General features: G+C 64.9%; 11 protein-coding genes. 5 read left to right on the top strand and 6 right to left on the bottom strand.

Annotation, left to right across the window (positions count from 1 at the left end; translation table 11 throughout):
* Window positions 1-12: 12 nt before the first annotated feature.
* Window positions 13-1,524, bottom strand: a complete 1,512-nt coding sequence (locus tag AOBCEHNH_RS04175) for an IMP dehydrogenase (protein WP_006722450.1) — start codon at window positions 1,522-1,524, stop codon at window positions 13-15.
* A gap of 305 nt (window positions 1,525-1,829) precedes the next feature.
* Between AOBCEHNH_RS04175 and AOBCEHNH_RS04180 the strand changes: the two genes are divergently transcribed.
* A complete protein-coding gene (locus AOBCEHNH_RS04180; protein WP_006722448.1) occupies window positions 1,830-2,159 on the top strand; it encodes a winged helix-turn-helix domain-containing protein in 330 nt (109 codons plus the stop codon).
* A 98-nt stretch (window positions 2,160-2,257) separates the two neighbouring features.
* On the opposite strand, the gene AOBCEHNH_RS04185 is transcribed toward AOBCEHNH_RS04180, so the two are convergent.
* The 3 genes from AOBCEHNH_RS04185 to AOBCEHNH_RS04195 form a co-directional block, all read right to left on the bottom strand.
* A complete protein-coding gene (locus tag AOBCEHNH_RS04185) occupies window positions 2,258-3,082 on the bottom strand; it encodes a PLP-dependent transferase (RefSeq protein ID WP_226803240.1) in 825 nt (274 codons plus the stop codon).
* A gap of 116 nt (window positions 3,083-3,198) precedes the next feature.
* The gene (gene thrS, locus AOBCEHNH_RS04190) at window positions 3,199-4,959 is read right to left on the bottom strand and encodes a threonine--tRNA ligase (protein WP_039910217.1); all 1,761 of its coding nucleotides are present in this window, start codon (window positions 4,957-4,959) and stop codon (window positions 3,199-3,201) included.
* A gap of 193 nt (window positions 4,960-5,152) precedes the next feature.
* Complete coding sequence (locus tag AOBCEHNH_RS04195) at window positions 5,153-5,584, bottom strand: double zinc ribbon domain-containing protein (RefSeq protein ID WP_006722445.1); 432 nt, start codon at window positions 5,582-5,584, stop codon at window positions 5,153-5,155.
* Window positions 5,585-5,885: 301 nt separating this feature from the next.
* Between AOBCEHNH_RS04195 and AOBCEHNH_RS04200 the strand changes: the two genes are divergently transcribed.
* The 4 genes from AOBCEHNH_RS04200 to AOBCEHNH_RS04215 all read left to right on the top strand — a co-directional run bounded on the left by AOBCEHNH_RS04200 (window position 5,886) and on the right by AOBCEHNH_RS04215 (window position 10,304).
* Window positions 5,886-7,364: an NAD(P)/FAD-dependent oxidoreductase gene (locus tag AOBCEHNH_RS04200; RefSeq protein WP_152063272.1), complete on the top strand. Its 1,479-nt coding sequence runs from the start codon at window positions 5,886-5,888 to the stop codon at window positions 7,362-7,364.
* 1 nt (window position 7,365) lies between these two features.
* Complete coding sequence (locus tag AOBCEHNH_RS04205) at window positions 7,366-8,661, top strand: NAD(P)/FAD-dependent oxidoreductase (RefSeq protein WP_152063273.1); 1,296 nt, start codon at window positions 7,366-7,368, stop codon at window positions 8,659-8,661.
* Between the two features lie 6 nt (window positions 8,662-8,667).
* Window positions 8,668-9,051, top strand: a complete 384-nt coding sequence (locus AOBCEHNH_RS04210) for a DUF1667 domain-containing protein (protein ID WP_152063274.1) — start codon at window positions 8,668-8,670, stop codon at window positions 9,049-9,051.
* Between the two features lie 113 nt (window positions 9,052-9,164).
* On the top strand, window positions 9,165-10,304 hold the full coding sequence (locus AOBCEHNH_RS04215) for a septal ring lytic transglycosylase RlpA family protein (protein ID WP_152063275.1): 1,140 nt from the start codon (window positions 9,165-9,167) through the stop codon (window positions 10,302-10,304).
* Between the two features lie 12 nt (window positions 10,305-10,316).
* Here the strand turns inward: AOBCEHNH_RS04215 and AOBCEHNH_RS04220 are convergent, their stop codons facing one another.
* Both AOBCEHNH_RS04220 and AOBCEHNH_RS04225 read right to left on the bottom strand, forming a co-directional pair.
* The gene (locus AOBCEHNH_RS04220; protein WP_152063276.1) at window positions 10,317-11,684 is read right to left on the bottom strand and encodes a bifunctional folylpolyglutamate synthase/dihydrofolate synthase; all 1,368 of its coding nucleotides are present in this window, start codon (window positions 11,682-11,684) and stop codon (window positions 10,317-10,319) included.
* 9 nt (window positions 11,685-11,693) lie between these two features.
* On the bottom strand, window positions 11,694-12,503 hold the full coding sequence (locus AOBCEHNH_RS04225; protein WP_226803242.1) for a formate/nitrite transporter family protein: 810 nt from the start codon (window positions 12,501-12,503) through the stop codon (window positions 11,694-11,696).
* Window positions 12,504-12,565: the final 62 nt, after the last annotated feature.

Consider the following 12,565-nt stretch of genomic DNA (forward strand, 5'->3'; position numbering starts at 1 on the left):
GGCCGGCGAGGTTTAGTTGTAGCTCACCGTCTGCTGGGAGTCCTTGACCACGACGTCGTGAGCACCGCCCTCGACGATGGAGGTGGCGGAGACGAGGGTGAGACGGGCCTTATCCTGCAGCTCGGGGATGGAGAGCGCACCGCAGTTGCACATGGTGGACTTGACCTTGTACAGGGTGCCGTTCACGCCGTCCTTGAGGGAGCCGGCGTAGGGCACGTAGGAGTCGACGCCCTCGACGAAGGAAAGCTTCTGGGCGCCGCCCAGGTCGTAGCGCTGCCAGTTACGGGCGCGCGCGGAACCCTCGCCCCAGTACTCCTTCATGTACTGGCCGTTGACGTTCACGCGGGACGTCGGGGACTCGTCGAAGCGGGCGAAATAGCGGCCGAGCATGAGGAAGTCGGCACCCATGGCAAGCGCCAGGGTCATGTGGTAGTCGTAGACGATGCCGCCGTCGGAGCAGACGGGCACGTAGACGCCGGTCTCCTCGAAGTACTCATCGCGGGCGCGGCAGACGTCGATCAGCGCGGTGGCCTGGCCACGGCCGATGCCCTTGGTCTCACGGGTGATGCAGATGGAGCCGCCGCCGATACCGACCTTGATGAAGTCGGCACCGCAGTCGGCCAGGAAGCGGAAGCCGTCGGCGTCGACGACGTTGCCCGCACCGACCTTGACGGAATCGCCGTAGTTCTCGCGGATCCACTCGATGGTGCGCTTCTGCCACTCGGAGTAACCCTCGGAGGAGTCGATGCACAGCACGTCGGCACCGGCCTCGACGAGCAGCGGCACGCGCTCGGCGTAGTCGCGGGTGTTGATGCCCGCGCCGACCATGTAGCGCTTGTTGGCGTCGAGCAGCTCGTTGGGGTTGGTCTTGTGGGAGTCGTAGTCCTTGCGGAAGACGATGCCGACCAGATGGTCGTTGTCGTCGACGACGGGCAGGGCGTTGAGCTTCTTGTCCCAGATGAGGTCGTTGGCGTCCTTGAGGGTGATGTCCTTGTCGCCCACGATGAGCTCGGCGCGAGGGGTCATGAACTCGGAGACGAGCTTGGAGTGATCATCGCGGCTGGGGCGGTAGTCGCGGCTGGTGACGATGCCGAGGAGCTTGCCCGTGGGGGTGCCGTCATCGGTAACGGGCATGGTGGAGTGACCGGTGCGGTCCTTGAGCTGCATGACCTGCTCCATGGTCATGTCGGGCGTAAGGGTGGAGTCGGACTGCACGAAACCGGCCTTGTGGTCCTTAACGGCCTTGACCATGGCGGCCTCGGACTCGGGGGTCTGGGAACCGTAGATGAAGGAGATGCCGCCCTCGGTGGCCAGGGCGACGCCCATGTCCACGCCGGAGACGGACTGCATAATGGCGGAGACCATGGGGATGTTCAGCGTGATCTCGGGCTCCTCGCCGCGCTTGAAGCGGGTCAGCGGGGTCTTGAGGGAGACGTTCGTGGGAACGCACTCAGCGGAGGAGTATCCGGGGACGAGCAGATACTCAGAGAAAGTATGGGATTCACCAGGGAAAAACGTTGCCATGTCGCTCCTTCGACTCTTTGCTGCCGACGCGGCGGCGACTCCTTGCCGCCGTGCCATTCGCTCCCAATACAAGTGGGGGTATTGTAGCGCAGAGCCACTGCTACAATGGCTCTCGTTACCAGACTTCAAATGGTCTGCCCAATCTCAATGTCTCTCCGACGCCGCCTTCGGCCAATCGACACACCCGCCCGCATCCCGGATTCGCGTAAGGGCGCCTCGATGCCGCCCGAAAAAGACGCAAGGATCTTATCGGCGATGGCGCGGGCCCTGCGCCATCGCGACCGTACCACCAGCTTGGAGCCCATATGTCGCTTTCCGCCCACGCCCGACTCACCATCTCCGACGACGACCGCGACCTGCCCGGTGCTTTCGGCGGCGGGTGCGCCTCACTGCTGGAGGGCGTCGCCGAAGAGGGCTCGCTCAACCGTGCGGCGAAACGCATGGGCATGGCGTATTCCAAGGCGTGGAGAATCGTACGCGAGGCCGAGGGGCATCTGGGCTGCGAACTGCTCGCCCGCGACGGTGCGCGCGGCTCGGTGCTCACCCCTGAGGGCGAACATGCCCTCCACGCCTATCGAACCCTCCAGGCAGAGCTCGACGCGATGATCGCGAAGCGCCTCACCGAGCTGTTTTAGCCACCTCGGGTACGAGCGCCCTCCTGGCAAAAGCTCGGACAGGGCAACTACAACCCCAAAAACGCCTTGACGCCGATCAGGATGAGCACGATGGCCTCCTACGGCTGCGGAGGATTGCGGAACCAGCGCATGGCCTGATCGAGATCGTCGGCTATAGCGAGGGGGTCATCGAGGCCGGCAAATATGCGAACCGCGCCCCCCTGCCACCCATCGCGCGCATGCAGGCGCGTGCGGGATCCGCCGGCGTGGCAATCTCGGCCGTTGAGACGACAGCGCCCGATGAAATCCCCCGCTGTGGCGCCCCAGTCCCCAGGGAGCTCGAAATCGACGGCGGGGCTGAAGCCGTGACGCAGCACGCGCTCAGCCAGCGAGCGATCGGGATGTGTGGCGAGACCGGGGTAATCGACCCGGACCAAACCATCACAACAGGCAAGGTACTCAGCGAGGGCGCGGGCATGATCGAAATGGCGCTGCATACGCGTCGAGACGCTATCGAGTCCATGGGCGATGACCTCGAGATCGGCCTGAGCCAACGCGCAAGAAGGCTGGTCCCCCACGCGAGCGACCGCGCGAGCACCACGTGCGGAAAGCGCAACCACCTTGCGATCGAGTAACCCGCCAGCAACGCGGTCGAGCGCCTCGCACTGCACGTCGGCACCAAGCTCGAAAGCATGGCAACCGAAATGTGACGGCACGGTGATGTCAACCCACATAAGACCGCCGTGGGCATGAACCTCACGAGACTCGGCACGAACATCCGCCACGCGAAGGCCCACGCCGCCGACCATATCGGCCAAACAGTCTTCGTCCGCCACGATGCCAAGGCGCGCGAGCGCCTCGTCGACGCGATCGCCGTACACGAAGACGGCGATCTCGGCGCAAACGAGCTGCGCATATCGGGTCTCGAGTTCCTGTTGAGCCATCACGCTGAAACCGCCCTTCCTCTCCTGGACAGTGGGCCCGAAGCATAACGCACGCCGCGCCGAGCCCGTGGGGCCCGAGGCGGCGTGCGCATCATAGCGATGAACCCGGTTGCGTCCTACGCGCGCGTACGGGTCTCCTCAACGACCTTGGCAATGAACTCATCGACGGCCATCGGAACGGTCTCGTTGGAACGGTCGCGGACGGAGATGTTGCCGGCCTCGACCTCCTTCTCACCCAGGATCAGCATGTAGGGCACGCGATCGACGCCGCGGGCCTCGCGAATCTTGTAGCCGATCTTCTCGTCGCGATCGTCGCACACCACGCGGATGCCGGCGGCCTCGAGCTGCTCGGTGACCTGGTGAGCGTAGTCGCGGCTCTTCTCGGACACGGGCAGGACCTTGACCTGCATGGGGGCGAGCCAAACCGGGAACTTGCCGGCATAATGCTCGATCAGGATGCCGATGAAGCGCTCGATGGAGCCGAAGCACACGCGATGCAGCATGATGGGGCGCTTCTTCTCGCCGTCGGCATCCACGTAGGTGAGGTCGAAGTTCTGCGGCATCTGGAAGTCCAGCTGCACGGTACCGCACTGCCAGGTGCGGCCGAGGGAGTCCTCCAGGTGGAAGTCGATCTTGGGACCGTAGAAGGCGCCGTCACCCTCGTTGACCACGTAATCCATGCCCAGCTTATCGAGTGCGACCTTGAGGCCCTCCTCGGCGGCGGCCCAATCCTCATCGGAGCCCATGGAGTCCTCGGGGCGGGTGGAAAGCTCAACGTGGTACTTGAAGCCGAACTTCTGGTACACGGAGTCGATCAGGCGCACAACGCCCACGATCTCGTCGGTCAGCTGCTCGGGCGTGACGAACAAGTGCGCGTCATCCTGGTTGAAGCAGCGGACGCGGAACAGGCCGTGCAGGGCGCCCCTGAGCTCGTGGCGGTGCACCAGGCCGATCTCGCCGGCGCGGATGGGCAGCTCGCGGTAGCTATGCGGCTTGGAGCTGTAGACGAGCACACCGCCCGGGCAGTTCATGGGCTTGATGCAGTACTCCTCGTCGTCGATCATCGTGGAGTACATGTTGTCCTTGTAGTGGTCCCAGTGACCGGAGGTGAGCCACAGGCTCTTGTTCATGATCTGGGGCGTGGAAATCTCGACGTACCCAGCCTTGTGATGGATCTCGCGCCAGTAGTCGAGCAGGGTGTTCTTGAGGACCATGCCGTTGGGCAGGAAGAACGGGAAGCCGGGGGCCTCGTCGCGCATCATGAACAGGTCCATCTCGCGACCGATGCGGCGATGATCGCGCTTCTTGGCCTCCTCGAGGAGGGTGAGGTGCGCCTCCAGCTCATCCTTGGTGGCGAAAGCCGTGCCGTTGATGCGCGTGAGCATCTTGTTGTTGGCATCGTTTTTCCAGTAGGCGCCAGACACGCCGGTGAGCTTGAAGGCCTTGAGGGCCTTGGTATAGGTGAGGTGCGGTCCGACGCACATGTCGATGTAATCGCCCTGCTGGTAGAAGGTGATGCGAGCGTCATCGGCCAGGTCACCGATGTGCTCGACCTTATACTTCTCACCGCGCTCCTCCATGAGGGCGATGGCCTCCTCGCGGGGCAGCTCGAAGACCTGGAACTTAAGGTTCTCCTTGACGATCTTCTTCATCTCGGCCTCGATGGTGGGCAGATCGTCCTCGGAGATCTTCTTATCGCCGAGGTCGACGTCGTAATAGAAGCCGTTGTCGGTCGCGGGACCGTAGGCGAAGTCGGCCTCGGGGTAGAGGTGCTTGATGGCCTGGGCCATGATGTGGGCGGCGGAATGGCGGATGACGTGCTGGGCCTCGTCGGCCTCAACCTCGGCCACGGAGCCGTCGTTGTACAGTGCCTTCATATCTAGAACCTTTCCGATACGGTGCATTACCTCTGTAACTTTTCCAGTGTACCTGTTTGCCCGCGCAATTGCGCCTCCAATCCAGAAGAGCGCCAAGAAGCACGGAATAGGAACGCACCCGCCATCCAAAGGGTGACGGGTGCGTTACGGCGCGGTTCATCGGCCCCGTGCGGCGCACGGGGGAAGCTCGCGCCTATTGGATGTGAGTTCGGCAGAAGGGGCAGACCTTCCAGTGCGCCTCCAGCGGGCGCTTGCACGTGGGGCAGACGTTGCGGACCTGCGTGTTGCACACCGGGCAGACGATGAAGTCCTTCTCGATGGTGGTGCCGCAGTTGGGGCAGCTACCATACTGGGCGAGCTGACGCTCGCGCAGCGCCATGTCGAGCTCCTGCTCCTCGCGATCCGCCACGTAGGACGCCGGGCGCATCACGATATAGGCCATAAGGCCGACGAACGGGACGAGGGCGAGCAGGCCCCAGGCCCAAAACGCCTGGACGCCGCGACGCTTCGCGTCGATGAAGACATACACGACGGAGAGCAGGTAGAGAGCGACCACGAAGGCGATGAAGCCGTACATGGCAAACATCAACTGCGGGGACATGAGCTCCTCGATGTACTTGGACATGAGCCTCACCTTTCAGCCGGTTGCGAGATTGCAAAGCTGTTCATAATCGCACCGTATTGTATACCACCCGCCCCCTCATCGGAAACGACCGGCAACCGCGCACGTTAACGACACAGCGGGCCCGTCGACCACCGCGACCGCGCAGCGCCGGGGCCGTTTGCGGACCTAGCCGCCCGCTCGCCCGATTGGCCCTGGCGATGATAAACGACACGCGTAGCATTATTTGTTGACACTTTGTCTATAGAATGCACCGGCTGCGAGCCCATGGACACACGCCCGGTGCTCAGACGGGAGCGGCACCATGGAACCTAGGTACGACATCGCCATCGTAGGCGCGGGCATCACCGGTTGCGCCATCGCACGGCAGCTCGCGCGATACGACAAGACGATATGCCTCATCGAGGCGACCGACGACATCGCGCTCGGGGCATCGAAGGCCAACGGCGGCCTGATCCACGCCGGATACGACCCCGCCCCCGGGACGATGAAGGCGAAGATGAACGCCCGCGGGTGCGAGCTGTACGGAACGTGGTCAAAGGAACTCGGTTTCCTGTTCCAGCGCACGGGCTCCCTCGTTCTCGGCTTTACCGACGAGGACCTCGCCACCCTCGAGCACCTGCGCGACAACGGCCTGGCCAACGGCGTCCCCCACCTCGAGATCGTCGGCCCCGATCGCATCGCCGAATTGGAACCGCGCGCCAATCCGGACGCCACCTGCGCCCTATGGTGCCCCTCCACCGGCTATGTCGACCCGTTCGAGGTTGCCATCGCCGCAGCCGAGAACGCCGTAGCCAACGGAGCCGCCTTCTTGCGCGGCGCCCCAGTAACGGCTATCGACCGCCCGCAAGAGGGAGGGTTCGTCCTCTCCACGCCCAAGGGAGACGTCCGATGCGAGATCTTGATCAACGCCGCCGGCAGCGGCGCGGGCGAGATCTCACGCATGGCAGGAGATCGCGGGCTGCGCATGGTATGGCGCCAGGGCAACATCGCCGTGCTCGACAAGGAGCCCCGCGCCATCATGCCGCTCTACCCGGTGCCGACCCCGGTTTCCAAGGGCGTCATCGTCACGGGAACCGTGCACAACAACACGGTCATCACCGCCACCGCCGAGATGCGAGAGCAAGGCGACAAGGACACGTACGCCGGCGATGTGGAGGCCCTGCTCTCCGGCGCGCGCAAGCTCGTACCAGACCTGGATACCCGCCGCGTCGTCCGCACCTTCGCAGGGGGCCGCGCCGTACTTGAGAAAACGAACGACTTCCTCATCGAAGCCTCCGAGTCCACGCCTGGTCTGTTCCACGCCGCAGGAATCCAGTCCCCCGGCGTCGCAAGCGCACCGGCGGTTGCCGATCGCATGGAGCAGCTCCTGCGCGAGGCGGGCGTTGAGCTCGTCGAACGCGCCGATTGGAACCCCATCCGCCGCATGCCGGACGACTTCGACCTCGCCCCCCTCGAGCGCAAGGAGGAGCTCATCGAGGCGGACCCGGCATGGGGCCGCATCGTATGCCGTTGCGAGACGGTGCCGGAGGCCGAAATCGTCGCCGCCATCCACCGCAAGCCGGGCGCCATCTCGGTCGAGGGCGTCAAACGCCGCTGCCGCGCCGGCATGGGCCGCTGCCAGAGCGGCTTCTGTCAAAGTCGCGTCGTGGAGATCCTCGCCCGCGAACTCGGTGTCGCCCCCTCCGAAGTCCCGCTGGAAGACACGGGCTCATGGATCGTCGACGGACCGCTCAAGAACCCGGGCGCCCACATGGGCGCCATCGCCGAGGAGGACTGCTAGCATGGCTCAGATTAAAACAGGCGATTACGACGTCGTCGTCATCGGCGGCGGCCCCGCGGGCATGGGAGCTGCCCTCGCAGCGCACGAAGCCGGCGCGTCGACCGTAGTCATCGAGCGCAACGAGCATCTTGGCGGCATCCTGCGCCAGTGCATCCACCCCGGCTTCGGCCTCACCCATTTCAAAGAAGAGCTCACCGGCCCCGAATACGCCCAGCGTTTCATCAACCGCGTGCGCGAGGCCGGCATCGATGTCATGCTCGGGTCCATGGCGCTCGGCATCGACGAAGGCGGACGAGAAGACGCGGCACACAGCGTCACCGTCATGGGCGAAGACGGTATGGTCCGCCTCACCTGCCGCTCGGTGGTGCTCGCCATGGGCTGTCGCGAGCGCACCCGCTTCGAGATCAAAATCCCGGGCAGCCGTCCTGCTGGTGTATACACCGCGGGCCTCGCCCAGCGTTACATCAACATCGAGAACCTGCGCCCCGGACACCGCGTCGTGATCTTGGGGTCGGGCGACATCGGTCTCATCATGGCGCGTCGATGCGCCCTGGAAGGCCTCGAAGTCGAGGGCGTCTACGAGCTCATGCCCTATGCCAACGGGCTGCACCGCAACGTCAAGAACTGCCTTGAGGACTTTGGGATCCCGCTGCACCTATCCACCACCGTCACGCGCGTGATCGGTCGAGACCGCGTCGAGGCCGTCGAGGTCTCGAACGTTGGAGAGGACCTCTCCCCTATCCCCGGAACCGAGCGCATCATTCCCTGCGACACGCTGCTGCTCTCCGTTGGCCTCATCCCCGAAAACGAGCTCGCCCGAGCCGCCGAGGTCGAGATCGACCCGCGAACACGCGGCGCACGCGTGGATCAGGACCTGCAAACGAACGTCGACGGCATCTTCTCCTGCGGAAACGTCTTGCAGGTACACGACCTCGCCGACAACGTCACCGCCGAGGCGACGCGCGCGGGAGCGGCCGCGGCCGCCCACGCCCTCGGCACGGCGAGACCCGATGTTCTCTCAGAAGCCGTGACCCTCGAGCCCGGCGACATGGCCAGCTACATCGTGCCGGCGCGCATCAACCGAACGGTCGCCACGAAGGCGTTCTTCCGCGTGCGTCGCCCCCTCGAGCACGCCCAGCTCGTGATCCGTGCGGGCGATGCCGTTCTCTTCCACGGCAAGACGCGCGACTACAAGCCGAGCATCATGGAAGCGGCCCCTATAACGCCCAAGATGCTCGCCGCCGTGAAACCGGGCGAGACCCTGACCGTATCCATCGACCCCGTGGAAGAAGCGTGATGTCCCATGACGAGCACTGAGACGTTCCACTGCACGACCTGCCCATCCGAATGCCTGCTCACGGCATGCGTGGAGCGAGACGGGGACGGAGTCGCGCGCGTCACGAGCGTACATGGCAACCGGTGCCCGCGCGGCAAGCGCTTCGCCGAGCAGGAAGTCGTGTGCCCGATGCGCATTCTGGCCACGACGGTTGTGGTCGATGGCGGAGACGAGCGCCTTGTCCCCGTGCGCACCTGCTCCCCCATTCCCCGCGCCCTGCACAAGGACGCCATGGAAACCATACGGGAGCTGCGCGTTTCTGCCCCCGTGCGCATGGGAGACGTCATCGCCGCCAACCTGCTCGACACGGGCGTCGACCTGGTCGCGAGTATGGACGTAGGACTCGCATAGGCTTCCGCACGCCGGCACAGTCGCATAGAAGATTTGAACGCAACCCTTAGGCTCAACCTCAGCTTGAGGGTTGCCTTATACTGATACCGTCAACGAGAAAAGGCGGTTGTTACATGGCACGTGCCACCATGAGAGGGATTTGTACGCACAGAGGGCGGATCGCCTGCGTCGCTGGGCTCACGGCAGCACTCGCCCTGGGCTCAGGCATACCCGCGCTCACGGGCACGCCTGAGCCCGCACTGGCCGCAACGGCGGCGACGCGCGGCGAGCTCGCCTCCCTGCAAAAAGAGGTCTCCCGTGCCGCCGGCACCTACGCCGATGCCACGTCACGCGCCGCCGAGCTCAACGAGCAGGTGCGAACGGCCGCCGACGATATCCTTCGCATTGAGCAGGAGCTCATGCCGCAGGTGCAGAACCGCGCCGCCCTGGCAGCGCGTGAGCTGTACAAACGCCATGCGTCCAACGGCGGCGCCCTCTCCATGCTCCTCAACGCCGGTTCCTTCGCCGATTTCCTCAGCATGACCAAATACCTGGGCACCGTGCAGAGCGCCAACATCGCCGCTCTCGACGAGCTGCATGCGCTCGAAGACGAGCTCAACGGCAAGCTCGCGGAGCTGAGCTCCGCGAAAGACGAGGCCGACCTGCAACTCTCCCGTGCGCAGGACGCGCTCGACACCGCGCAATCCGCAGCCGTCAAGATCCAGGCGAAGGCGAATGCCGAAGACGCCGAGGAGGCCGAGATCGCGCGTCAGGCCGCCGATCAGGCGGCCCAGCTGCAGGCGCAGCAAAACGCGAGCCAGAACAGGCCCAGCGCTCCGGCACCCGACACGGGCTCAAACAACGCCGGCACCACAACCCCGCAGGCACCCGACACACCGGCGGCGCCCAAGCCCGAAGACACCACCACGCCTCCCGCGCCCCCGGCGCCCCCTGTAACGCCAACGCCTCCGGCGCCGCCGGCCATCACATGGAAGACGGGCGTGGCGTCCTATTACGGCATCGGCGACGGATTCATGGGCGGCACGACCGCTAACGGCGAGACGGTCACCGAGACCTCGATGGGCATCGCGATGCTCAACGTCCCGTTCGGCACCCGCGTCGAGATTCGCTATGGCGGCCGTTCGGTGATCGCCTATGTGAACGACCGCGGCCCTTATGTGCACGGTCGCGTGATCGACATGCAGCCCGCCGTGGCCCGCGCCCTGAACTTCCTGAGCGTGGGCGTGGCGACCGTCCAGTACCGCTTCCTGTAGCGAGAATCGCCCTTACCTGAGCAGGCCCGCGACCTCGCCCGCAAGCGTGATGGTGCCGGCCGCGATGACAGGCTCCCCCGCCTCCGTGAGGGCGTCGAGCGCCTCGCGAACCGAGGGGTAGATGGCGATGACATCCGTATGCGGACGATTAAGCGCGTCGAGCTCACCGTAGACGAGCTGGGCGAGCTCCCCCGCAGGCAGGGCGCGATCGCTCGCCGTGGCGCTCACCACGATACGGGGAAACTCCGGCACGAGCACATCGAGGATGCCCCGTACGTCCTTGTCCGAGAGCGCGGCGACTAGAAGTACGGGCCGCGCTTCGCGCTCAGGCTCGGCCTCGCGAACCGCATTGATGAAATTCTCGCAGCTCTGCGGATTGTGGCATGCATCGACCAATACGAACGGCTCAACGCGGACCACGTCGAAACGACCGGGTATGGGACAGGACTCGAGAGAGACGGCGAGCGAGGACGCATCGAGCGGGCGGCCCAGATACCCTTCCGCCAGCGCTATGGCACAGGCGGCGTTCTGCGGCTGGTAAGCGGGTTTGTGCATTGAGACCTCGTACGTGGAACGAGCGGTCTCGGTCGAAAACGAAACTGCGCTGTCGATGCCCACGGGCAATTCGATGACCATATGCTCTACAACCCAGGGCACGACACCGCAGGCGTCGCAACGTGCGCGCATCACGCGCTCGACGTTCGGCTCATGCGTGCCCTCGCCGAGCACGACCGTGCGACCGGGCTTGATGACCGCGGCCTTCTCGCTCGCGATCTCCTCGAGCGTATCGCCCAGGATATGCGTGTGATCGAGCCCGATGCCCGTGATGGCCACGGCCACGGGGTCGGTGGCGCTCGTGGCGTCCCAACGACCGCCCAGGCCCACTTCGAGCACGGCCACATCGACTCTCGCCTCGGCGAACACGACCATGGCGGCCGCAGTCAGGAGGTCGAACGGCGTGATGGTGTAGGTCGGCTCGCCCGAGGCTGCGCGGCGTTCGTTCACTCGGCGGCCCGCCTCTGCGGCAGCGGAGACGCCGTGCGCGAACGCAGAGGGGCTCACCACGCCGCCATCGACTTCCATGCGCTCCTCATAGCGCACGAGCTGGGGGGAGGTGTACAGCGCCGTTCGCAGTCCCTCTCCGCGCAGAATCGCCGCGGTGAACCGAGTGGTCGACGTCTTGCCGTTGGTTCCTGCAACCTGGATGCAATCGAAGTATTCGTCGGGCCGACCGAGCTCATCGAGCATATCGATGACAGTCTCAAGCAGCGGGCCCGCCTCGCCGACGATCTTTCCGGTGTCGGCGGCGATTGTCACCGCCCGCTCGTAGGAAAGCTCCTCGAACCCGAACGGCACGACATAGGCACCTTCGCGCTTCATATCAATCCCCTATTCGCGCACATCGCGGCCGTAGACGAACCAATAGGCGGCCGCCACAGCCGCACCTCCCACAATGTTGCCGAGCGTGACGAACATGAGGTTGGATACCATGCCCGCAAGCGGGATCGCACCGACGCCCAGCATGGACTGTGCGGCAACGCCCAAAGGAAGGAAGAACATGTTCGCAACGGAGTGTTCGAATCCCAGCACCACGAAGGACACGACCGGTAGAATCGTCGCGGCGAGCTTGTCGCACACCGTCTTGCCGGCACTGCCCATCCAAACGCCCAGGCACACAAGGACGTTGCACAGGACGCCGCGCGCAAAGGCGGTCACAGGGTCGAGCGAGGCCTTGGAGAGTGCGACGGCATAGGCGAGCTCGCCCACCGAACCCTCCTGCATGGAGAGGAATCCCGAGGCGAGAAGCAATGCGACGGCGAGCAGCGCGCCCACGGCGTTACCCGCGTACACGACGGCCCACTTGCGGACCATCTTCATCATCGGGTACCGACCGTCGAGCGCGCCGATGAGCATGAGGCAATTGCCCGTGAACAGCTCGGCACCGGCGACGAGCACGAGAAACAGGCCCAGGCAAAACGCCAGACCGCCCAGGATGAGCGACACCGACGGCGAAAGCGTGGAATCCGCCCGGACCATCAGCATGAAGGACGCACCGAGCGCGACGAAAGCGCCCGCGAGGATCGCGAGCACGAACGCCCTCCCACGCGTAAGCTTGGCCTTGGCGAACCCGATGTGGACGAACGCCTCCTGAGTCTTAGCCGGCGGCAGCATCACCGTGCCGGTCTCGTTTTCCGCCATCATTTCCCCCTGTTCCGTATGCAACACAAACCCCGCCGCAACCGATGCGGCGGGGTTCGAAT

Origin of the sequence: Collinsella intestinalis, assembly GCF_902501455.1 — a bacterium.
Classification (GTDB): Bacteria; Actinomycetota; Coriobacteriia; order Coriobacteriales; family Coriobacteriaceae; genus Collinsella; species Collinsella intestinalis.